Origin of the sequence: Rathayibacter sp. VKM Ac-2760 (assembly GCF_009834185.1) — a bacterium.
GTDB lineage: Bacteria > Actinomycetota > Actinomycetes > Actinomycetales > Microbacteriaceae > Rathayibacter.
The window spans coordinates 243,290-264,554 of sequence record NZ_CP047173.1 but is presented as its reverse complement, the minus strand read 5'-3'; the positions used below and the strand labels follow the sequence as shown (position 1 = coordinate 264,554).

Here is a 21,265-nt window from a genome sequence, read left to right as displayed (position 1 = left end):
CGCCATGCCCCTGATCACCACCCCGGCCGGCATCGCCGTGCACTACGAGACCACGGGCGACCCCGCCGGCCGCCCGCTCGTCCTGCTGCACGGCGGCGGCGCCCAGCTGATCGGCTGGGACGACCGCTTCTGCGCGCTGCTCGCCGAGCACGGCTTCTTCGTCGTCCGCACCGACAACCGCGACGTCGGCCTCAGCCAGGCGACCGGCGGCCCCGAGGACACCGCGGCCGGCTACGACCTCGCCGACATGGCGCTCGACGTCGTCGCCGTCCTCGACGAGCTCGGCATCGAGCGCGCGCACCTCACCGGCATGTCGATGGGCGGCTACATCGCCCAGCTGGTCGCGATCCTGCACCCCGAGCGGGTCGCCTCGCTCGGCCTGATGTCCACCTCGCTCAGCTCGGCACCCGAGTTCCTGGTCGGCGAGCACACCGGCGAGCCGATCACCGAGGTCCCCGAGGTCCTCGACCGCGACGCCTACATCGCGATGTTCGTCGGCGGGCAGCGGCACTACCAGTCGCCCGGCTTCCCCTTCGACGAGGCGGCGAGCGCCGCCCTCGGCGCGCGCTACTACGACCGCGCCTACACGCCGACCGGCCTGATCCGGCAGTGGAACGCCCTGCTGCGCGGCCCGCTCGAGCGGCGGGAGGCGATGGCGAGGGTCACCGTGCCGGTCGCCGTCATCCACGGCCGCGGCGACCAGAGCCTGCACTGGAGCGCCGCCCTCGAGACGGCGCGGATCCTCCCGCAGGCCGAGCTGCACCTCTACGAGGAGATGGGCCACGACATCCCCGTCGAGCTCTGGCCCGAATTCGCTGCGATCCTGGCACGGACCGCCGCCCGCGCCGAGAGGACCGCCGATGCGTGAGAACACCGACTACGGGATGACCGACCCCGCCGAGATCCGCGCGCTGATCCGCGCGACACCCTGGGCGACGATGGTCAGCGCCACCGAGGACGGCGTCGTCGTCTCGCACTACCCCTTCCTGCTGGAGGAGCCGCTCCCCGGCGCCGACCCCGACGAGCTCGTCCTGGTCAGCCACGTCGGCCGGCCCGACGAGCGCGCGCACCGGCTCGGCGAGTCCGAGCTGACCGTGATCTTCCAGGGCCCGCACGGCTACGTCTCGCCGAGCTGGTACGGCGTCACGCGAGCGGTGCCGACCTGGAACTTCGCCGCCGTGCACGTCTGGGGCGTGCCCGAGCTGCTCGGCGACGAGGAGAACCTCGCCGTGCTCGAGCGGCTCGTCGACCACTTCGAGGAGGAGCTGCCCGAGCCGTTCCGCCTGCGGATCAGCGCCGAGAACGCCGCCTACGCCGAGCGGATCGTGCACGGCACCGTCGGCTTCCGGCTCCGCGTCACCCGCCTCGAGGCGAAGGAGAAGATGAGCCAGGACAAGCCGGCCGAGGTCGTCGAGCGGGTGACGGCCGCGCTGGATGCGCCCGGCCCCTACCGCAACCCGGCCCTCGCCGAGCGGATGCGCCGCGTGCACGCCGGGGAGCCGCGGTGATCCCGGGCCTCCAGGACGACCTCGTCCGCCTCCGCCGCCGGCTGCACGCCGATCCCGAGACCGGCCTGCACCTCCCGCGCACCCAGGCGCTGCTGCTGGCGGAGCTGGCGCCCCTCGGCCTCGAGGTCTCCACCGGCCAGGGCCTCAGCTCGATCACCGCCGTCCTCCGCGGCGCACGCCCCGGGCCGGTCGTGCTGCTGCGCGCCGACATGGACGCCCTCCCCGTCACCGAGGCGACCGGCCTGCCCTTCGCCGCGACGAACGGCGCGATGCACGCCTGCGGCCACGACCTGCACATGGCCGGCCTGATCGGCGCCGCCCGCCTGCTCGCCGCGCGCCGCGACGAGCTCGCCGGCACGGTCGTCCTGATGCTCCAGCCCGGCGAGGAGGGCTTCGCCGGCGGCCGCCTGATGCTCGACGAGGGCGTCCTCGACGCCGCCGGCGAGCGCCCCGTCGCCGCCTTCGCGATGCACGTCGACTGCTCCACCGACTCCGGCCTCTTCGTCACCCGCTCCGGCCCGATGATGGCGAGCGCCAGCGGCATGAGGATCACCGTGACCGGCACCGGCGGGCACGCCGCGTTCCCGCACCTCGCCGTCGACCCGATCCCCGCGGCGGCCGCGCTCGTGCAGGCGCTGCAGACCTTCGTCGCCCGCCGCGTGCCGGCGACCGACCCCGCCGTGGTCTCGGTGGTCAGCATCGTCAGCGACTCGACCGCGCCCAACGTGCTCGCCGCGCGGGTCGAGCTGATGCTCAACATCCGCACCCTCTCCCGCGAGACCTTCGCGCTCGTGCGCTCCTCGCTCGCCGAGCTGGCCGCCGGCATCGCCGCGGCGCACGGCTGCGGCGTCGAGACGGAGTTCATCGACTCCTACCCCGTCACCCACAACGACCCGGCCGAGACGGAGCGCGTGCTCGCCGCGCTCGAGTCGCGGCACGGCGCCGACCGCGTGCTGCGCCTGCCCGCCCCCTCGATGGCCTCGGAGGACTTCGCCTACGTGCTCGACGAGGTCCCCGGCACGCTGCTCTTCCTCGGCGTCCGCCCGCCCGGCACGCCGGCGGACGGGGCGCCGTCGATGCACTCCGAGTCGGCGGTCTTCGACGACGCGCTGCTCGGCCTGCACGCCGAGACGCTCGCGCAGCTGGCGCTCGACCGGCTGGCGGTCGCCGCGGACGCGCCTGCTTCCGCCGAGGCGCTCGCGTGACCCGCTACCGCGCCCTCTCCCCCGAGGCCCTGCGCGCGATCCTCGGCGAGCCCGAGCAGCCGGCGCGCGACAAGATCATGGACCGGCTCGACCGCAGCTGCCGCGTCTTCCTCGCTCACTCGCCGTTCGCCGTCCTCGCCACCAGCGACGCCGCCGGACGCTGCGACAGCTCGCCGCGCGGCGACCGCCCCGGCTTCCTCCGCGCCCCCGACGACCGCACCCTCGTGATCCCCGACCGCCTCGGCAACCGCCTCGGCGACTCCTTCTCGAACCTCCTCGAGAACGGCCGTGCCGGCCTGGTCAGCTTCGTGCCCGGCATGACCGAGACGCTCCGGATCAACGGCTCCGCGTACGTCACCGACGACCCGGAGCTGCTCGCGATGCTCGAGCAGGACCACGTCGTGCCCGACCTCGCCACCGTCGTCGAGATCGAGCAGGTCTACCTGCACTGCGGCCGGGCCCTGCTGCGCTCGCGGCTCTGGGACCCGGAGATGCAGGACCTCGCCGCGGAGGTGCCGAGCGCCGGCACGATGTGGGCGGCGGCCTCGGGGCTCGGCGCCGAGGTCGCCCGCGCGATCGACGACGCCTCCGCCGTCGGCTACCGGACGCTGTACTGACGTGGCTGCACTGACGGTGAGCGACCGCGCCGGCCGGATCCCCCTCGTCGTCACCTCGATCGTCGCCGAGGCGGAGGGGATCGCCGCCGTCCACCTCGCCGACCCGGCCGGCGGGAAGCTGCCGGAGTGGGAGCCCGGCGCGCACCTCGACGTGCAGCTGATCACCCGGCAGGAGCGGCAGTACTCGCTCTGCGGCGACCCCGCCGACCGGCACCGCTACCGGATCGCGGTCCTCCGCGAGGAGCGCTCGCGCGGCGTCTCGCTGTACGTGCACGAGTTCCTCCGCGTCGGCGCCACCGTGCACGTGCGCCCGCCGCGCACCCTGTTCCCCCTGGCGAGCGCCGACGAGCACCTGCTCCTCGCCGCCGGCATCGGCATCACCGCGATCCTCCCGTTCGCGCAGCGCCTCGAGCGCGACGGAGCACCGTGGCGCCTGCACTACGCCGTCCGCAGTGCCGCGCACGTCCCGTTCCCTCGCGAGCTGGCCGCACTCGGCGACCGCGTCGCCCTGCACTCCCCGGACCCGCTCGTCCCCGGCGGGCACGGCCGCCTCGACCTCGCCGCCCTGCTCGCCGGCCCCCGCCCCGGAGTCGCGGTGCAGGCCTGCGGCCCCGCCCGCTTCCTCGACGCCGTCGCCGCCGCGATGTCCGCCTGGCCGCCCGGCAGCCTGCACCTCGAGCGCTTCGAGCCGAAGCCCGTCGCTGCCCGCCCGAACGCCCCCTTCACCGTGCACTGCGCCCGCTCCGGCGTCTCCGTCGACGTCGCCGCCGACCAGTCGATGCTGCACGTCCTGACCGCCCGCGACCTCCCCGTCACCGGCTCCTGCCTCCGCGGCGTCTGCGGCTCCTGCGCCGTCCGAGTCCTCTCCGGCCCCGTCGACCACCGCGACTCCCTGACGACGTCCCCCGACTCCCCCGTCATGTACCCCTGCGTCTCCCGAGCCGCAGGCCCCACCCTGACGATCGACCTCTGACCCCTCCCCTCCGCGAGATGCCACTTGTGCACGCACCCCACGGCGTGTCGCGCTCACAAGTGGCATCTCGCGGCCTCGGCACGCTGCCCGAGCAGCCGCGCAACGGCCCCACCTGCTGGTCGAGTAGCCGCGCGGCGGCGTATCGAGACCCGCGCCACCCGACACCCCCGCCGCCGGACGTTCCGCGCCGAGTGACGTCCGCTCTCGCGACCATGCCGGAGAGTCCACCCATGACGTACATCGCAGTGGGCGCAGTTCTCCTCGGTCTCGGCGGCCTCTCTGGGAGAGCAGGGCCGAAACTCGGTACAGCCCTGGCCCTCGCACCCCTCGCTGTGTGGTTCGGCGTGCTGGCGTGGTCCATCCGGACGGGATCGCTCGAAGGCCCGGAGGGAGAGGTACATGCCACCTCCCTCTTGATCGGTCTCCTAGCTTTCTCCGTCGGCTCGAACCTGACCACCCGCCCGACCCCACCCCGAGGCACACGCCGAGACCGATGACCTCCCGCGAGATGCCACTTGTGCGCCCGACACGCCGACAGAAGCGCTCACAAGTGGCATCTCGCGACCCAGAACTGAGGCCACCCTTACTGAGAGTTAGGCTAGCCTAGCCTCATGCATCGCACAGCCAGCCCTCGCATCCCCCTGTTCGCCGTCGGCCTCGCCGCCGCCTCGCTCGCCCTCGCGGGCTGCTCGTCCGGAGCCTCCGGAGCCGCCCCGTCGGAAGCCGCCGCCGCCACCGTCGTCGTCGAGAACGCCAAGCCGACCCTGACCCTCGTCGACGAGGACGGCGAGCAGTCCTACCAGGAGGACACGGCCGTCGCCCGCACCTCCGTCGAGGTACCCGCCTCCCCCTCCGCCGTCGTCACCTTCGACATCGCCACGCTCGACACCCTGCACACCATCGGCGCCGGCGACGCGGTCGTCGCGATCCCCGACGCGACCCTGCCCGAGTACCTCGCCGAGTACGCCGACCTGCCCAAGGTCGGCACACTGTTCGAGCCCGACTTCGAGGCCGTCGCCGAGCTCGACCCCGACCTCATCGTCACCGCCGCGCGCAGCACCGGCCAGTACGACGAGCTGTCCGAGATCGCCACCACGATCGACCTCACCGGCAGCTACGCCGGCACCTTCGACCCCGCCGCCGCTCTCGAGCGCGCGACGCAGCTCGGCGAGATCTTCGACCGCGAGGACGAGGTCGCCGAGGCGGCGACCGCCACGGAGGAGCTCGCCGCGTCGATCCAGGACGAGGCCACCGGCAGCGCCCTCGTCCTCTCCGTCTCGGGCGGCGAGTACGGCGCCTTCGGCGAGGGCTCCCGCTTCGGCTACTTCTTCGACTCGCTGGGCTTCACCCCGGCGGTCGCCGCCGCCGAACTCCCCGGCGCGGAGGGATCCCCGCACGGCGACACCGTCACCAACGAGTTCATCCTCACCGCCGCCCCCGAGTGGATCTTCGCCTTCGACCGCGGCGCGGCCACCGGCGCCGGCAGCACCGCCGAGGCGACCCTCGACAACGCCCTCGTCGCGCAGACCCCCGCCGCGCAGAACGACCGCATCGTCCAGCTGCCCGCCGGCGAGCTCTACATCGTGATCAACGGCCTCACCGCCGTGCAGAACGTGCTCGAGAGCGTGCACGACGCGATGCAGAGCTGAGCACTCCCCGCGTGGCTCCCCCTCCCGTCCGCGCGCTGACCGTCGCGGGGGTGGCGCTCGTCGCCGCCCTCGCGACGGCCTCGCTGCTCCTCGGCGTCGCCGAGCTCGACGCGTTCGTCCTCGTCGAGAGCCGCCTCCCCCGCACCCTCGCCCTGCTGCTCGCCGGTTCCGCCTTCGCCGTCACCGGCCTGATCCTGCAGCTGCTCACCCGCAACCGCCTCGTCGAGCCCGGCACCACCGGGGCGACGGACGCCGCGACCCTCGCCCTGCTCGCCGTCCTCCTCCTCGCCCCCGCGCTGCCGATGGGCGCGAAGGCGGCGCTCGCGTCGCTCGGCGCCCTGGCCGGCGTCCTCGGCTTCCTCGCGCTCGCCCGCCGCATCCCGGCGCGCTCGAGCGTGCTCGTGCCGGTCGTCGGGCTCCTCTACTCCGGCGTCATCGGCGCCGCCACCACCTTCGTCGCCTACCGCACCGACACGCAGCAGGAGCTGCTCAACTGGGGCATCGGCGACTTCTCCGGCATCCTCCGCGGTCGCTACGAGATGCTCTACGTCGCCGCCGCGGCCGCCGCCGTCGCCTGGATCGCCGCCGACCGCTTCACGGTCGCCGCCCTCGGCGAGGACACGGCGCGCGGCCTCGGCCTCGACACCCGCGCCGTGATGCTCACCGGCGTCGTGATCATCGCCGCGGTCACCGGAGTGATGACCGTCGTCACCGGCGCCCTCCCCTTCCTCGGCCTGATCGTGCCCAACCTCGTCAGCCGCCTCGTCGGCGACACGATGCGCCGCTCGGTGCCCCTCGTCGCGCTGCTCGGCGCCGCCCTGGTCCTCGCCTGCGACCTCGTCGCCCGCACCGTCCGCTTCCCGTTCGAGCTGCCGATCTCGCTCGTGATGGGGATCATCGGCGGCCTCGTCTTCCTGCGCCTCCTGATCGGCCCCGCCCGCAGGAGGGCCGCCTCATGACCGCACCCGCGCCCACCCTCTCCCCGCGCCGCTCCGCCCTGCGCACCCCCGCCCCGCGCCTCGCGCTCCTGGCAGCACTCGCCGTCGCCGTCGTCGCCCTCTACCTCCTCACCGACCTGCCCGGCCGCTGGGAGTACGCGCTGGGCCTGCGCACCCGCACCGTCCTCGGCATGGTGATCGCGGCGGCGGCGATCGGAGTCGGCACCGTCCTCTTCCAGACCGTCACCGCGAACCGCATCCTGACCCCCGGCATCATGGGCTTCGACGCCGTCTTCCTGCTGCTGCAGGTGGTCACCGCGTTCGCGATCGGCCCGGCCCTGCTCGTCGCCGCGCCGCCGCTCGTCTCCTGGCTGGTCGAGCTGGTGCTGATGGTCGGCGTCGTCGTCGGCCTCTACTCCTGGCTGTTCGTGCGCCGGAGGCTCGACCTGCACGTGATCGTGCTCGCGGGCCTGGTCCTCGGCGTGCTGCTGCGCTCCGTGACCGGCTTCCTGCAGCGCCTCCTCGACCCGGACACCTTCGCCGTCGTGCAGAATCTGACCTTCGCGAGCTTCACCTCCGTCGACCGCGAGCTGCTGCTGCCCACCGGCGTGCTCGTCGCCGCCGCGATCGCCTCGCTCTGGCCGATCCGCCGCGCCCTCGACGTGCTCGCCCTCGGCGAGGCGACCGCCGTCTCGCTCGGCGTCGAGCACCGCCGCACCGTGCTGCACGTGATCGTCGCCGTCGCCGTGATGGTGGCGGCCTCGACCGCGCTCGTCGGCCCGGTCGCCTTCTTCGGCCTGATCGTCGCGAACGTCGCGTACACCGTCGTCGGCCACCGGCACCTGCGCAGCATCCCGGCGGCGATCGCGGTCGCAGTCGTCGCCCTCGTCGGCGGGCAGCTCGTGCTCGACCGGGTGCTCGGCTTCGGCACCGAGCTGCCGGTCGTCATCGAGTTCGCCGGCGGCCTCCTCTTCCTCCTCCTCGTGCTCACCGGAAGGGCCCGCTGACATGATCCAGACCACCTCCGTCACCACCCGGCACGGGAGCGTCGTCGCCGTCGACGACGTCACCCTCGCCCTCGACGCCGGCCTCACCGCGATCATCGGCCCGAACGGCTCCGGCAAGTCGACCCTCCTCGCCACCATCGGCCGCCTGGTGAAGGCGAGCAGCGGCGGCGTCACCGTCGACGGCCTCGACGTCGCGACCACCCGCTCCCGCGACATCGCGCGCCGCCTGGCGATCCTCCGCCAGGACAACCACTTCGCGATCCGCCTGAGCGTCGAGGACCTCGTCGCCTACGGGCGCTTCCCGCACGGCGGCCGCGGCACCTCCCCGGAGGACCGCGCCCACGTCGACGCCGCGATCGCCGCCCTCGATCTGTCGGCGGTCCGCGGCCGCTTCCTCGACGAGCTCTCCGGCGGCCAGCGCCAGCGCGCGTTCGTCGCGATGGCCCTGGCGCAGGACACCGACCACCTCCTCCTCGACGAGCCGCTGAACAATCTCGACCCGCGCCACGGCGTCGTCCTGATGAAGCTGCTGCGCCGCCTCGTCGACGAGCGCGGCATGACGATCGTCGTCGTCCTGCACGACATCAACGTCGCCGCCCAGTTCGCCGACCGCATCGTCGCCGTCCGCGCCGGCCGCATCGCCCACCACGGCCCCGTCGCCGACGTCCTGACCGCCGCGAACCTCGGGGCCCTCTACGACACCCCCGCCACCGTCGAGCAGATCGCAGGCCGCCGCCTCGTCCTCTGGCACTGACGCCCCACCCTCCGCGAGATGCCACTTGTGCACGCATTCCTCGGCGTGTCGCGCTCACAAGTGGCATCTCGCGGAGCCGTCGCCTCGCTTCTCTCGCGCTGCCGCTAGCCCCCGGACCAGCGCGCATGTTAACGTGAACACCACCCCGCCGGCTCCCATCCGGCGGCCCGCTCCTCCCCCTACTCGAAAGGTCTCGACGATGAGACGACGCTCCCCGGAGCCCCCTGCCACCGCGCCCAGGCGCCGTGCCCGGTCCCTCTTCCTCTCCGCACTCGCGTGCACGAGCGTCGCCCTCGGAGGCGCCCTCGTCCCCGTCACGGCCCAGGCCGCCGACGTGCCCGCACCCACCGCGCACTACGACATGTCGCACGCCGGGTCCGCCCTGCTCGACATCTCGGGCAACGGCCGCAACGCGACGCTGACCGGCCTCACCGACGCGTCCTTCGCCGATGCCGGCGGCGACCAGGTCGCCCGCTTCAAGAACAACGGCTACGCCGCCCTCCCCAAGAACCTCGTCACCGGCACCGACAACGCCTTCGCCGTCGAGTACACGGTGAAGACGCAGACCGCCGCCAACCAGTTCGGCTGGGTCATCGGCGACGGCATCGGCAACTGGAACACCACCCAGCTCGGCAACCACGTCTTCGTGAACCCGCGCAGCTCGGAGGGCGGCTACAGCAACCAGGTCCTCTCCGGCATCCGCGTGAAGGACAGCGGCAACGGCGAGACCCGCCTCCCCGCGGGCGGCGGCCTCAACCCCGGCTTCACCACGCTGACGCTCGTCGGCTCGGGCACCGGCTCGAGCACCACGCTCACCCTCTACCGCGACGGCACGCAGATCTCCACCGTCACGGCCGCCAAGTCGATGGCGAGCATCGTCCCCGCAGGCAGCACCCTCGGCTACCTCGGCCGCTCCCTCTACAACGGCGACGCGCTCTTCACCGGCGACGTCACCGACGTGAAGTTCTGGGACACCGCGCTCACCGCCGACCAGGTCACCGCCAGCATGCCCACCGCCGCCGCGAAGTCGGCCGCCACCTCGGCGCTCCTGCGCTCCGACGTCCTGCCCGTCCTCCTGGCCGGCAACCCCTCGCTCGACGCGGTCTCCTCGAACCTCACCCTGCCCGCGACGAGCAGCGGAGTCGCGCTCACCTGGTCGTCGTCGAACCCCGCGGTCGTCTCGAGCACCGGAGTCGTCTCGCGCAGCATCGCGCAGAACACCCCGGTCACCCTCACCGCGACCACCGGCCTCGGCACGACGCTGACCTTCGACGTCGTCGTCCTCGCCCCGAGGATCAACGACGACCTCGACGCGCTGGCCCTCGCCACCCGCACCACCGAGAACCTGCCCCTGGTGGTCACCGGCCCGAAGAACGGGACCGCGATCACCTGGACCTCCTCCGACCCCGCGCTCGTCACCCCGACGAACACCGGCTACACCGCCCCCGCGGTCGGCGCGGCCGACCCGTACCGCGGCGGCGGCATCGTCACCCGCCCGGCCTACGGCACCGGCGACAAGACGGTCACCCTCACCGCGAACGCGACGCTCAACGGCGTCTCGGAGTCGCGCACCTTCACCCTCGCGGTGGCGGAGCTCGGCCGCACCGCCCCCGACGCGGGCTACGCCTCGGCGTACTTCAAGTCCGACGGCGACGAGAAGATCTACCAGGCGGCGACCTCGGGCAACGACTTCTTCACCTTCTCGCCGGTCAACGACGGCAAGGCCGTCATCACCTCGACGACCGACACCAGGGGCCTGCGCGACCCGTTCATCCTCCGCTCGCACAACGGCGACAAGTACTACATGGTCGCCACCGACCTCTGCATCTCCTGCGGCACGAGCTGGGGCGACGCGCAGTCCAAGGGCAGCCTCAAGATCGAGGTCTGGGAGTCGACCGACCTGGTGAAGTGGACCCGCACCAACGGCGTCGACACCGGCATCACGGTCAACCAGCCCGCCGCCGGCATGACCTGGGCGCCGGAGGCGTACTGGGACGACGCGCTGCAGTCCTACGTCGTCTTCTTCTCCTCGCGCCTCTACTCCGACGCGACCAAGACCAACAGCGACAAGCTCTACTCCCGCGTCTTCTCGGTGATCACCCGCGACTTCCGCACCTTCACCCAGCCGCCCGCCACCTGGCAGGACACCGGCTACGCGCGGATCGACTCGACGATCACCAAGATCGGCGACTACTACTACCGCTTCACCAAGAACGAGGAGGGCGGCGCCGCCGGCACCCTCGAGGCCGGCAAGGACATCTTCCTGGAGAAGTCGAAGGTGCTCACCGCGCCGACGACCTCGTCGAACTGGAACGCCGATCCGAGCACGACCTGGCAGCTCACCGACACGAACATGACCAAGCTCGAGACCGGTCAGGACGGCGAGGGCCCCGAGATCATCAAGCTGAACGCGGGCGACCCCAACGACACCACCGCGAACGGCGACGGCTACGCCTTCCTCGTCGACAACTACGGCCAGGGCGGCTACAAGGCCTTCGTGACGAGCGGCGCGGCCATCGCGGCCAGCTCGCAGTCCGCGCGCCTGTCCAAGTCGACCGACTGGAACGTCTCGACCAAGGGCGGCCTCCCGGCCAGCCCGCGGCACGGCGCGTTCGTGAGCGTCCCGCAGACGGTGCTCACCGCGATGAAGAACTGGACCGGCGTCACCGCCGTCGACTCCAGCACGACCCTCACCGCCGACGGCCGCACGGTCACGGCGAAGGTCGCTGCGGCCGACAAGGGCGACGTCGCCGGAACCGTCACCTTCACCGGCGGCACCTGGAGCTCGACCGTCGCCCTCTCCGGCGGCTCGGCGAGCGCCGTCGTCCCGGCCGGAGTGAGCGGCGTCACCGCCTCCTACAACGGCTACGCCGACGCGCTCGTGCGCACCTCGGCCTCGGCCGCGGTCTCGCTCGACACGCTCGAGCTCGCCCCCGCCGTCTCGACGCGCTGCGTCGCCGGCAAGGTCGTGCTCACCGCGACCGTGAAGAACACCGACACCGCGGCGGCCGACATCACCGTCGAGTCCGCCTACGGCACGAAGTCGTTCCCCTCGGTCGCTCCGGGCTCCTCGGCCTCGGCCGCGTTCACCACGCGCCTGAAGTCGACCCCCGCCGGCACGGTCACCGTCACCGGCACCTCCCCCGGCCAGCCGCCCTTCACCGCCACCCTCCCCTACCAGGCGGCCACCTGCTGACCCCCTGACTCCCTGACCTCCCGACTCCCCTCCGCGAGATGCCACTTGTGCACACGACACGCCGTGAAAGGCGAGCACAAGTGGCATCTCGCGGAGGGGGGGCGGACCCGGGTCAGGGGACCTCGAGGCGGAAGCCGACGCCGCGGAGGGTCGTGATCGTCAGCGCCGCGCCGAGCTTGCGCCGGAGGGCGAAGACGTGGACGTCGAGGGTGCGGGTGGAGCCGAACCAGTTGCAGTCCCAGACCTCGTCGATCAGAGCCTCGCGGGTGAGGGCGACGCCCGGGCGCCGGGCCAGCGCGACCAGCAGGTCGAACTCCTTCGGCGTGAGCGCGAGCTCCGTCCCGCCGAGGTGCACACGACGGGACGCGGGATCGACGACGACCCCGCCGAGCCGCAGGGGCGGCGGGAGGGCGCCCGCCGACCGCGCCCCGACCGCGCCGACCCTCCTGCTCACCGCCCGGATCCGCGCGATCAGCCCGCGGACGCCCACCGGCGTGATCACGCAGTCGTCCGCGCCCACCTCGAGCGCGGCGACGGTGTCGGCCTCGTCGCTCCTCGCGGTGATCACGATGATCGGAACGTCGGATCTGCGGCGGAGCATCCGGCAGACGTCCAGCCCGTCCATGTCCGGCAGTCCGAGGTCGAGCAGGACGAGGTCCGGGGGACCGGAGTCGAGCGCCTCCCTGCCCGTCCGCGCCCGGGCGACGGCGTAGCCGTACTGCTCGAGCGCCGCGGTCACGCAGTCGGCGATCTCGGGATCGTCCTCCACCAGCAAGATGAGCACGTCTCACTGTGCCACGTCCCGCAGGGCGAGCGGGCCGCTGTCACGGCGCGACGGGCTCCCGCGACGAGTGGTGCTCGATGATCTTCCACTCCCCGCCGATCTCCTCGTAGACGAAGGTGAACCGGGCGTGCACCACATCGCCGGTCGCGCCGAGGGTGAAGGTGTAGAGGCCCGTGTTCGACGCGAATCCGTCGCCGAGATCGCGGACGACGCTCTCGTCGATCACGCCGGTCGGCCGGTTCGCGAGGAAGGCGCCGAAGTAGGCGGTGCGCTCCGCGGAGGTGTCGAGGACGCCGGGTGCGACGGTCGGCAGGAGCACCGCGTCGGCGGTGTAGAGCGCGTCGACGGCCGCGGGGTCGCCGGTGGCGAGCGCCGCGTTCCACTCGTCGAACAGCCCCCGGACCTCGGCGTCGGTGGGCGCGACAGCCCGACCGGACATCGCCGTGGTCGCGGCCGGCGCGGGAGCGGCGCTGCACCCGGCGAGCACCAGGAGCAACGCGGCCGGCGGTGCGAGCACAGCGGCGAGACGGCGGGACGGACGAGCACGACGAGACGACATGGGTTCCCTTGACGACGAGAGGAGCGGCGGTCCGGCGACGCCGGCACCCCACCCTCCGCTCCGCCCCGTCAGCGCCCCGTCACCCCTGCATCATGCGCGCGTCACGATTCCCTCTCGCCGCTCGGCGGCGTCGGCCCCGAGGAGGGCGAGGGATCCCGCGCCTCCGGTGCCGCAGGACGCGCAACGACACAGAGGCGGAACTCGACCTCACTACGGTGTGGCCACCCGATCGATAGCGCGAGACGCTGCCGCCGGCCCTCACCGGGCTCGGCCCGCCCGGAGCATCCCGCCCCTCCCACCCCAGGAGCAGCCATGCCTCGACGCCTCACCGGCCCGATCGCCGTCCTCGCGGCTCTTCTCGCCGTCAGCACCGTCCTTCCCGCGCACGCCGCGACGACCGGCCCCTCCCCTCTCAACGATCCGCTCGTCGGGGTCAGGATGGAGGAGCTGCGCGTCCTGCCGGCGGATCCGCAGGTGGCACGTCCCGCCGCCGTGTACACGATCGTCGACGAGCGGGACATCGCGTTCCCGGCGGCGGCGACGCCGTGGACGGGTGCCGAGGGGTCGGCGTACGACCTGCGGACGGCGACGCCGCTCGCCGCGGTCGCCGACGTCGTCCGCGGCAGGACCGCACTCGTGCGCTGCTCGCAGGTGGACGCCACCCCGGACTCGATCCCGGCCGTGTTCGCGTCCCTCTGCCGGGCGGCGAGCGCCGCCGAGACGACCTGGAAGGACGGCAGCTCGCTCGGGGTGCCGATCTGGTACGCCCGCGACCTCGACGGGGGTCTGGTCTGCATCACGGGGACGGGAACGGAATGCCTCACGAGCGATCCCGGAGTCGATCCGGCGTCGGGTGCCGATCGCTGGCGCGTGTCAGCCGCTCGGTGCAGTTCCGCGACGGCGGGCTCTCCCCTGCAGCAGACCTGTGATCTTCTCGGCCGCGCTCTCGCCGACTCCGGGCACCGGATCGCGCAGCAAGCGCACGAGCGTCAGTACGCACGGATGGACCGGCTTTTCTCCCTCGGGCTGAACGACGCCAAGCTCCGAGCGGAGGCGGCGCTCCACGAGAGGATCGCCGCCTTGGAGACGCGGATCCACCGTGCGATCGCCGAGCAGAGGAGCGTGTGCAATCCGCTCTGGATGGTCCTCAGTCTCGGGATCACCAGCGTTCCCTGCAAAGCCGCCGGTCGTGATGTGGAGACGCTCGAGGCGGAGCTGAACGACGTCCGGAAGGAGCACGACGCCCGGGTCGCCGAGGCGCAGGCGGCACTCCGGGCTCGGATGGCGGAGGACTGGCACGAGCTGCACCGCACGTGGGCGGGCGAAGACCCCACCGGCTTCGCGGCTCTGATCCGGGTCGAGAGCAAGGAGCTGTCCGAGTTGAAGGCGTCGGAGGAGGAGTACCGGCGCGCCGCCGAGAGTGACGAGCAGGCGTTCCGCGAGCTGCAGAAGCAATGGCTCCACGAGCACAGCGCGATCGGGGAGGCGGAGCAGATCCCGCTGATCGGGCCGCTGATCCGGCACGTCGAGGAGTACGAGCAGAACCCGAACGGGACCAACCTCCGCCGCGTGCTCCTCGGTGCACTCGGCCCGGCGGGCGAGGCCGTCGAGGGCGGGCTGGAGCTCTCCGCCAAGACCGCGCTCAAGTCGGGCGAGCAGCGGTTCCTCTCGGACGCGCTGCACGAGATGGGAGGGCAGGACGACTTCGGGACCACGCTCGAGGGCCTCGCGGCCGACTTCTCGAAGGACCTCGGCGACGAGGCGGTGGAGGGGGTCCGCGAGAGCGGCCTCTGGAGCGACGCGCCCGGGTCCGACGCTCCGCCCGAGTCGCACTACGAGGACTTCGGGCAGCTCTTCGCTCGGGCTCCGCGGATGATGCCTGACGCGACTCTGAAGTGGCTTCTCGCGAACGAGTCGCTCCGCGACGAGCTGGGGCTCGACGGCAGCAACACCTTCCCCGTGGTCGGCGCCACCAGTGCCGATCTGCGCCACGCCGCCGCGCAGGTCGCCTTCGAGCGCGGGGTGGAGACGGTCTTCACGCACGCGTTCGGCCCGGACTACGAGCAGGTCGCGCGGGAGAACCCCGCGTGGGCGAGCGCGGAGAGTCGGTCGATCACGGCGGAGCTGCTGAAGGTCCTGACGGATTCCGCGTACCTCGAGCAGATCAGTCCGATCTGGGTCGCCTCCGACACCCTGGGCGACCGGCCCGCCGCCTTCGTCTACGACGACGATCAGAGCGCGATCCTGCTCAACGAGGACCGCGTGAGCGTCACCGACGGCTCCGCGAACCCGGAGTTCGCCAAGTTCTACCTCGAGGAGCTCGGTCACTCGCTGAACTGGTGGCGCTGCAGGATCTTCGACGTCGACGTGAAGCGATGCAGCGGACAGGGCGATGTCGGCGCCCGCTTCCGCGATGCCGTCATGCTGAGCACGCCGTCGACCGACCCCGGGTTCAGCGCCGCGATCGCGAGCCTTCCGGCCCACGACCAGAGCAGCTCGGCGACGGTCCTGTTCTCCGGCGGCACGACCGCGCATCTGGAGGGCTGGAACTCCTACAGCTCCCTCAACTCGCACATCGCCGGTAAGGGCCGCTTCAGCTTCCTCCTGCGGGCGGGGATCGAGCTCTCCTCCGAGTACCCCGGGGTGAGCGACGAGTTCGACCTGGAGATGTCGGTCGGCGCTCCGACGATGACGAGGAGCGGCAATCCGTGGGTCACCTCCCCGAACGGGCCGTGCGAGGTCCGGCAGCTCGCTCTCAAGGAGGACTGCAACGTCCCCACGATGTCGATCGCCTTCTCCTTCCGCGACTCGATCAACTACTCGGTCCTGGGCGCGCCGAAGGTGAAGGACACGGCGTTCGCGAAGGCGGGCGTCAATCTCTCTCCGGCGATCGTCCGGAAGCACGGCGTCCGGCTCTACTTCCAGCCGAAGGCCGGAGAACCCGACGCGTGGCGCTTCCTGCCCGGCCACACGATCTACTTCAAGGAGTTCACCCTGGCCGCCGACGGCAAGGTCGACGGCACGAAGATGCTCGACACGTTCGCCGGCAAGCGGATGCCGGCCCCGCACCGGCTCGACGTCGCCGGGAAGGCGACCGTCGAGGGCAGCTACGTCGTGGAGATCGCCACCCGGGAGAAGTCGGCGCTGGATCGCTGGCTCGCTCTCGACGTCTCGTCCGCGCTGGTCGGCTGCGCCGGCGGGTTCGTCTTCGCGATCGTCGCGGAGCAGGACCCGATCACGGGCTGCCACGTCGGGTCCGATCTCCTCGAGGGGATCGAGACCGCGGCGGAGGCGTCGGACGGGCGGCTCACCACCTTCCTGACCTCCAACGCCTCCGTCGCCGTGCCGCTCTCCGTGGAGTACAAGGCCACGCGACCGGCGGGACGCGTCACCGACCTCCCGGCCGATGTCCCGCCGCCGCAGTCCGGAGTGGAACTGTGGGAGGTGGGTCCGCCCCCGGCCGCCTCCGCGCACTCCGCCGAGCAGGTCTCCTCCCTGAGGACGAAGACCAGCGCCGCGCTGAAGAAGATGAAGGCGGTGTCCTTCACCGGCCTGGCCGTCTTCCGCCCCCGCATCAGCTGGACGCTCGGAACGCGCTCGCTGCACCTGGGAACCCACTCGCTCCCTACCGCGAACCTCATCGAGTAGCCCGGGTCCCCTCCCCTCCGCGAGATGCCACTTGTACACGCGACACGCCGTGAAAGGCGTGCATAAGCGGCATCTCGCGGAGGGGGGCCGGGGGTCAGCTCGCCGGGGTCAGCAGGTCGGCGTGGTGCGCGGCCGCCACGTTCGGGTGCGCGCGGAGGCGGTAGCGCAGCGCGTTCTCGCCGTAGGTCTCGAGGATCGGGCTGTTGGTCGGGTCGACCGAGAGACCCGACTTGAGCTCCTCCGGCAGCGGCAGCGAGGGCATCGTGGCGTCGAGGGAGGGGTTGAAGAAGAACGGGATCGAGATCCGGTCCGTGCCGATCAGCGGCGAGATCACGCGGTGCAGCGTCGCCTTCAGGTAGCCGCCGGTGGCCAGCTCGAGCATCTCGCCGATGTTGACGACGAAGGCGCCGTCGAGCGCGGGCGCCTCGATCCACGAGCCGTCGTGCTCGACCTGCAGGCCGCCCTTGCCCGGCTCGACCAGCAGCAGGGTCAGCACGCCGCCGTCGCGGTGCGCACCGACGCCCTGCTTGGGCTCGGGGTCGGAGGTGCCGGGGTAGCGGACGACCTTGACGAGCGAGAACGGCTTCTCGGCGAACGCCTCGTCGAAGACGTCGGCGGGGGCGTCGAGCGCGACGGCCCAGGTGCGCAGCAGGCGGATCGCGACCGCGGCGAGCTCCTCGTGCCAGCGCTCGAACACGTCGCGGAACTCGGGCAGCGCCTCGGGCCAGAGGTTCGGTCCCTCGAGGCGCTGGTAGTCGGGCACGTCCGGCCCGGCCGGCACCGTCTCGCGGTCGATGCCGATGTCGACCTGCTCGCGGTAGTCGACGTCGCCGTTGGTCAGCTCGGCGCCGAAGCGGGTGTAGCCGCGGAACTGCGGGCTGGCCGTGTTCTCGATGGCCAGCTTCTCCTCCTCGGACAGGTCGAAGAAGCGGCGGGAGACGGCGACCACGTCGTCGAGGAGGTCCTGCGGCACGCCGTGGCCGACCAGGTAGAAGAAGCCCACGTCGTGCGTGGTCTCGCGGAGGTCGCGGCGGAAGGCGGCGGCCTCCTCCTCCCCCTGGTCGAGGCGGGACAGGTCGAGGATCGGCAGAGAATCGGTCATGCGGAAAGCCTTGCGCAGTTCGGCATCGACACGGCCATTGTTACGACAACTAAATGCGAAGACCCAGCCTGCGCACGGGACCGAGGTCTCCGAGCGCAGGCCGGGCCCGCCGATGCCGCCGAGTGTTACGGCGTGGGCATGCCGCCGTTGACGTGCAGCGTCTCGCCGATCACGTAGCTCGACTCGGGCGAGGCGAGGAAGACGTAGGCCGGAGCGAGCTCCGCGGGCTGGCCCCAGCGGCCGAGCGGCGTCTGCGAGCCGACCTCGGGCAGCTTGTCCGACGGCTGTCCGCCGGCGGTCTGCAGCGGGGTCCAGATGGGGCCCGGCGCGACGACGTTCACGCGGATGCCCTTGGGCGCCAGCTGCTGCGAGAGCGCCTTCGAGAACGTGTTGATCGTGGCCTTCGTCGAGGCGTAGTCGACCAGCATCGGCGAGGGCGAGTAGGCCTGGATCGACGAGGTGCTGATGATCGCGGAGCCCGGGGCGAGGTGCGGCACGGCCGCCTTCGTCATCCAGAACATCGCGTAGACGTTGGTCTTGAAGGTCTCGTCGAACTGCTCGTCCGAGAGCTCGAGGAAGTCCTCGACGTGCTGCTGCTTGCCCGCGTTGTTCACGAGGATGTCGAGTCCGCCGAGACCCTCGACGGCCTTCGCGACGGCGCCGACGGCGAAGTCGTGGTCGGTGATGTCGCCGGGGATGGCGACGGCGACGCGGCCGGCCTCCTCGATGAGGGCGACGACCTTCTTCGCGTCGGACTCCTCCTCGGGCAGGTAGACGATCGCGACGTCGGCACCCTCGCGGGCGTAGGCGATGGCGACGGCCGCGCCGATGCCCGAGTCACCGCCGGTGACGAGAGCCTTGCGGCCCTCGAGCCGGCCGGAGCCGCGGTAGGTCTTCTCGCCGCGGTCGGCGAGGTCGTCCATCTTCGAATCGAGGCCGGAGCCCTCCTGGTACTGCGCCTCGGTGTCGATGTCGGAGAACATCTTCGCGGGGTCCTGGAACGTGTACTGGTCGGTCGTGTTCTCGGAAGTCATGTCTTCGACGGTAGGCGCGGGCACCGCGTCGGCGCGCGTGGTTGACAGCTCGGGATCCGCGCGACAGAGGCGATGCCCAGCCGGGACTCAGCTTTGAGCGGACTCCGCCTCGCCGCACACTCCGATTCCGGGACAATGGCCGGGTGACTCGCGACGACTCCCCGGCCTACGACCCCAGCGCCCCCCTGCCCGGCTGGCAGCACGCCTACTCCGGCAAGGTGCGCGACCTCTACACCCCCGACGACGCGGACCCGGTGCTCGGCGCCGACCGGATGCTCGTCGTCGCCAGCGACCGGGTCAGCGCCTTCGACACCGTCCTCGAGCCCGGCATCCCCGGCAAGGGCGAGCTGCTGACCGAGCTGTCGCTGTGGTGGTTCGGCCAGCTGGCCGACGTGCCCAACCACCTCGTCGCGGGCGAGATCCCGGAGCCGGTGCGCGGTCGCGCGATGCTCGTGCAGACGCTGGACATGTTCCCGATCGAGTGCGTCGTCCGCGGCTACCTCTCCGGCAGCGGTCTCAAGGAGTACCGGGCGACGGGCGCGGTCTCCGGCGTCGCCCTGCCCGAGGGCCTGAACGACGGCGACGTGCTGCCCGAGCCGATCTACACCCCCGCCTGGAAGGCGCCGCAGGGCGAGCACGACGAGAACATCTCCTTCGAGCGCACCGTCGAGCTCGTCGGCGAGGACGCGGCGGAGGCGCTGCGCACCCTCTCGCTGCACGTCTACCGCGAGGCCGCGGCGATCGCCCTGCGCAGCGGCGTCATCCTCGCGGACACCAAGTTCGAGTTCGGCGTCGACCGCGCGACCGGCGTCGTCACCCTCGGCGACGAGGTGCTCACCAGCGACTCCTCGCGCTACTGGGACGCGGTCGAGTACGACGCTGGCGTCCGCGGGCAGTCGTTCGACAAGCAGATCGTGCGCGACTGGATCGGCGACAACTGGGACGGCCAGGGCGAGCCGCCCCGCCTCCCGCACGAGATCGTCGTCCGCACGGCCGGCCGCTACCGCGAGCTGATCGAGCGCCTCACGCACTGAGCCGGGCGCTGCGCCGAGCACCGAGCCGAGCACCGAGCCGAGCGCGCGGCCGTCCTCAGCGCGGCGGCGGACCGCCCTCGAGGATCCGCGACAGCCCGTCCAGCATCTCGGCGAAGCGCGCCGCCTCGGCGTCCGAGACGGCGTCGGTCAGCGCGCGGATCGCTCCGTACACCGGCTCGTCCGTCTCGCGGATCGCCGTCCGGGCGCGGTCGGTCGGGCAGAGGATGCGGCCGCGGCCGTCGGAGGGGTCGACGACCCGGTCCACGTACCCCGCCCGCGCGAGCCGGTCGACGAGGATCGACACGGCCGCCGTCGTCAGCCCGAGCGCCCCCGCGAGATCGACCGCGCGCACCATCTCGTCGCGCTCCGCGCCGGCGCCGATCAGCCGGAGGGCGGCCAGGTCGGTCACGCCGATGCCCAGCCGCCGCTCGACGCGGGCGTCGTAGCTGCGCTCCTCGGTCCGCAGCCGGGTGAGCAGTCCGAACAGGTCGGGTCGATCGTCCACGGGTCGCACCTTCCTGAGTGGCAGGCGCCCCGGCCGGGAACTCGCTCCGACCATGCAACCACTTCTCGGAGCACGCCGGACGCTGTCCCGGAAACGCACTGTTCGCCGGATGCATTAGCTAACCGATTTAGCCACTGCCTAGGCTGAGTCCGTGGCGCGCTCGGCGGAGCGTGCCGGGAGACGGCCGAGGAGGTCCGCGCGATGGGTCGCCTGCTGTACGGAGCGCCGCCGAGCGCGCACCCCTTCGAGGACAGGGTCCTCGCGCACCTGCAGAGCGTGATCACCTCCCGGTTCCGCCGCGGCGAGGGCTTCCTGCTCACCCTCGACGACGACGGGCGCCGGTCCGAGCTGTGGCTGCACCCCGCCATCGCCCTCCGCTACGAGTACGACGGGACGAGCGAGCAGGAGCTCGATCCGCACTGGCTGCGCGCCCTCACCGCCGCGTCGCACGGCCGCCTGGGTCTGCACATCGTCCCCGAGCCCGACAGCACCGCCGACCCCCGAGAGCGGAGGACCCCCGCATGAGCGACCACAACGGCACCCTCTTCCGGCGAGGCGGCACGGTCCGCTTCGTCCGCTGGGTCTCCTCCCGCGACGGCGGCTGGGCTCCCGAGATCGTCCAGGGCCGCTACCTCGAGCGCGACGACGCGGGCTGGCTCGTCGACGTCGAGGGGACCCCGACCCTGCTCGCGAAGGACGACTGGGCCGTCTACCGCTGAACCGCCGCGCCGTCGACCCCGCATCGCCGCCGA

At 72.3% G+C, this 21,265-nt stretch carries 19 protein-coding genes; 14 read left to right on the top strand and 5 right to left on the bottom strand.

Annotation, left to right across the window (positions count from 1 at the left end; translation table 11 throughout):
- Nucleotides 1-4: 4 nt before the first annotated feature.
- The 10 genes from GSU72_RS01140 to GSU72_RS01095 all read left to right on the top strand — a co-directional run bounded on the left by GSU72_RS01140 (nt 5) and on the right by GSU72_RS01095 (nt 11,847).
- Nucleotides 5-868, top strand: coding sequence for an alpha/beta hydrolase (locus GSU72_RS01140; protein ID WP_159983005.1), 864 nt, complete (start codon nt 5-7; stop codon nt 866-868).
- Complete coding sequence (locus GSU72_RS01135; RefSeq protein ID WP_159983003.1) at nt 861-1,508, top strand: FMN-binding negative transcriptional regulator; 648 nt, start codon at nt 861-863, stop codon at nt 1,506-1,508. Before GSU72_RS01140 ends, GSU72_RS01135 begins: the two co-directional genes overlap by 8 nt.
- Nucleotides 1,505-2,713, top strand: coding sequence for a M20 family metallopeptidase (locus GSU72_RS01130; RefSeq protein ID WP_167306083.1), 1,209 nt, complete (start codon nt 1,505-1,507; stop codon nt 2,711-2,713). Before GSU72_RS01135 ends, GSU72_RS01130 begins: the two co-directional genes overlap by 4 nt.
- Nucleotides 2,710-3,330 (top strand): MSMEG_1061 family FMN-dependent PPOX-type flavoprotein, encoded by a 621-nt coding sequence (locus tag GSU72_RS01125; protein WP_208545122.1) that lies wholly within the window; start codon nt 2,710-2,712, stop codon nt 3,328-3,330. The genes GSU72_RS01130 and GSU72_RS01125 overlap by 4 nt, the downstream gene beginning before the upstream one ends.
- A gap of 1 nt (nt 3,331) precedes the next feature.
- Entirely contained in the window at nt 3,332-4,303 is a 972-nt protein-coding gene (locus GSU72_RS01120; RefSeq protein WP_159983001.1) for a PDR/VanB family oxidoreductase, read from the top strand.
- A 611-nt stretch (nt 4,304-4,914) separates the two neighbouring features.
- Nucleotides 4,915-5,952: an ABC transporter substrate-binding protein gene (locus GSU72_RS01115; RefSeq protein WP_159982999.1), complete on the top strand. Its 1,038-nt coding sequence runs from the start codon at nt 4,915-4,917 to the stop codon at nt 5,950-5,952.
- Nucleotides 5,953-5,963: 11 nt separating this feature from the next.
- On the top strand, nt 5,964-6,911 hold the full coding sequence (locus GSU72_RS01110) for an iron chelate uptake ABC transporter family permease subunit (RefSeq protein ID WP_244255919.1): 948 nt from the start codon (nt 5,964-5,966) through the stop codon (nt 6,909-6,911).
- Nucleotides 6,908-7,897, top strand: coding sequence for an iron chelate uptake ABC transporter family permease subunit (locus GSU72_RS01105; protein ID WP_159982997.1), 990 nt, complete (start codon nt 6,908-6,910; stop codon nt 7,895-7,897). Before GSU72_RS01110 ends, GSU72_RS01105 begins: the two co-directional genes overlap by 4 nt.
- 1 nt (nt 7,898) lies before the next feature.
- Nucleotides 7,899-8,651 (top strand): ATP-binding cassette domain-containing protein, encoded by a 753-nt coding sequence (locus GSU72_RS01100; RefSeq protein WP_159982995.1) that lies wholly within the window; start codon nt 7,899-7,901, stop codon nt 8,649-8,651.
- Between the two features lie 199 nt (nt 8,652-8,850).
- Entirely contained in the window at nt 8,851-11,847 is a 2,997-nt protein-coding gene (locus GSU72_RS01095; protein ID WP_159982993.1) for an immunoglobulin-like domain-containing protein, read from the top strand.
- A gap of 112 nt (nt 11,848-11,959) precedes the next feature.
- Here GSU72_RS01095 and GSU72_RS01090 read toward each other — a convergent pair whose 3' ends face one another.
- On the bottom strand, nt 11,960-12,631 hold the full coding sequence (locus GSU72_RS01090; RefSeq protein ID WP_159982991.1) for a response regulator transcription factor: 672 nt from the start codon (nt 12,629-12,631) through the stop codon (nt 11,960-11,962).
- 40 nt (nt 12,632-12,671) lie between these two features.
- Nucleotides 12,672-13,190: an SgcJ/EcaC family oxidoreductase gene (locus GSU72_RS01085; protein ID WP_208545121.1), complete on the bottom strand. Its 519-nt coding sequence runs from the start codon at nt 13,188-13,190 to the stop codon at nt 12,672-12,674.
- Between the two features lie 312 nt (nt 13,191-13,502).
- Here GSU72_RS01085 and GSU72_RS01080 point away from each other — a divergent pair, with 312 nt between their 5' ends.
- Complete coding sequence (locus tag GSU72_RS01080; protein WP_159982989.1) at nt 13,503-16,838, top strand: hypothetical protein; 3,336 nt, start codon at nt 13,503-13,505, stop codon at nt 16,836-16,838.
- Between the two features lie 94 nt (nt 16,839-16,932).
- On the opposite strand, the gene GSU72_RS01075 is transcribed toward GSU72_RS01080, so the two are convergent.
- Nucleotides 16,933-17,940 (bottom strand): 2-oxoglutarate and iron-dependent oxygenase domain-containing protein, encoded by a 1,008-nt coding sequence (locus GSU72_RS01075; protein ID WP_159982987.1) that lies wholly within the window; start codon nt 17,938-17,940, stop codon nt 16,933-16,935.
- Nucleotides 17,941-18,065: 125 nt separating this feature from the next.
- Nucleotides 18,066-18,974: a glucose 1-dehydrogenase gene (locus GSU72_RS01070; RefSeq protein WP_159982985.1), complete on the bottom strand. Its 909-nt coding sequence runs from the start codon at nt 18,972-18,974 to the stop codon at nt 18,066-18,068.
- A 143-nt stretch (nt 18,975-19,117) separates the two neighbouring features.
- Here GSU72_RS01070 and GSU72_RS01065 point away from each other — a divergent pair, with 143 nt between their 5' ends.
- Nucleotides 19,118-20,008 carry a phosphoribosylaminoimidazolesuccinocarboxamide synthase gene (locus GSU72_RS01065; RefSeq protein ID WP_159982983.1) on the top strand — a complete coding sequence of 297 codons (891 nt, stop codon included), beginning with the start codon at nt 19,118-19,120 and terminating at the stop codon, nt 20,006-20,008.
- Nucleotides 20,009-20,063: 55 nt separating this feature from the next.
- On the opposite strand, the gene GSU72_RS01060 is transcribed toward GSU72_RS01065, so the two are convergent.
- Nucleotides 20,064-20,513, bottom strand: coding sequence for a MarR family transcriptional regulator (locus tag GSU72_RS01060; protein WP_159982981.1), 450 nt, complete (start codon nt 20,511-20,513; stop codon nt 20,064-20,066).
- 201 nt (nt 20,514-20,714) lie between these two features.
- Between GSU72_RS01060 and GSU72_RS01055 the strand changes: the two genes are divergently transcribed.
- Both GSU72_RS01055 and GSU72_RS01050 read left to right on the top strand, forming a co-directional pair.
- The gene (locus GSU72_RS01055) at nt 20,715-21,038 is read left to right on the top strand and encodes an ATP-dependent DNA ligase (RefSeq protein WP_159982979.1); all 324 of its coding nucleotides are present in this window, start codon (nt 20,715-20,717) and stop codon (nt 21,036-21,038) included.
- Nucleotides 21,035-21,232 (top strand): hypothetical protein, encoded by a 198-nt coding sequence (locus GSU72_RS01050; protein WP_159982977.1) that lies wholly within the window; start codon nt 21,035-21,037, stop codon nt 21,230-21,232. The genes GSU72_RS01055 and GSU72_RS01050 overlap by 4 nt, the downstream gene beginning before the upstream one ends.
- The last annotated feature ends 33 nt before the right edge of the window (nt 21,233-21,265 follow it).

What these genes read in the sequence shown, in the direction of transcription:
- GSU72_RS01140 (WP_159983005.1), top strand. Translation starts at nt 5, where the DNA reads ATGCCCCTGATCACCACCCCGGCCGGCATCGCCGTGCACTACGAGACC.
- GSU72_RS01135 (WP_159983003.1), top strand. Translation starts at nt 861, where the DNA reads ATGCGTGAGAACACCGACTACGGGATGACCGACCCCGCCGAGATCCGC.
- GSU72_RS01115 (WP_159982999.1), top strand. Translation starts at nt 4,915, where the DNA reads ATGCATCGCACAGCCAGCCCTCGCATCCCCCTGTTCGCCGTCGGCCTC.
- GSU72_RS01105 (WP_159982997.1), top strand. Translation starts at nt 6,908, where the DNA reads ATGACCGCACCCGCGCCCACCCTCTCCCCGCGCCGCTCCGCCCTGCGC.
- GSU72_RS01100 (WP_159982995.1), top strand. Translation starts at nt 7,899, where the DNA reads ATGATCCAGACCACCTCCGTCACCACCCGGCACGGGAGCGTCGTCGCC.
- GSU72_RS01095 (WP_159982993.1), top strand. Translation starts at nt 8,851, where the DNA reads ATGAGACGACGCTCCCCGGAGCCCCCTGCCACCGCGCCCAGGCGCCGT.
- GSU72_RS01085 (WP_208545121.1), bottom strand. Translation starts at nt 13,190, where the DNA reads ATGTCGTCTCGTCGTGCTCGTCCGTCCCGCCGTCTCGCCGCTGTGCTC.
- GSU72_RS01080 (WP_159982989.1), top strand. Translation starts at nt 13,503, where the DNA reads ATGCCTCGACGCCTCACCGGCCCGATCGCCGTCCTCGCGGCTCTTCTC.
- GSU72_RS01075 (WP_159982987.1), bottom strand. Translation starts at nt 17,940, where the DNA reads ATGACCGATTCTCTGCCGATCCTCGACCTGTCCCGCCTCGACCAGGGG.
- GSU72_RS01070 (WP_159982985.1), bottom strand. Translation starts at nt 18,974, where the DNA reads ATGACTTCCGAGAACACGACCGACCAGTACACGTTCCAGGACCCCGCG.
- GSU72_RS01055 (WP_159982979.1), top strand. Translation starts at nt 20,715, where the DNA reads ATGGGTCGCCTGCTGTACGGAGCGCCGCCGAGCGCGCACCCCTTCGAG.
- GSU72_RS01050 (WP_159982977.1), top strand. Translation starts at nt 21,035, where the DNA reads ATGAGCGACCACAACGGCACCCTCTTCCGGCGAGGCGGCACGGTCCGC.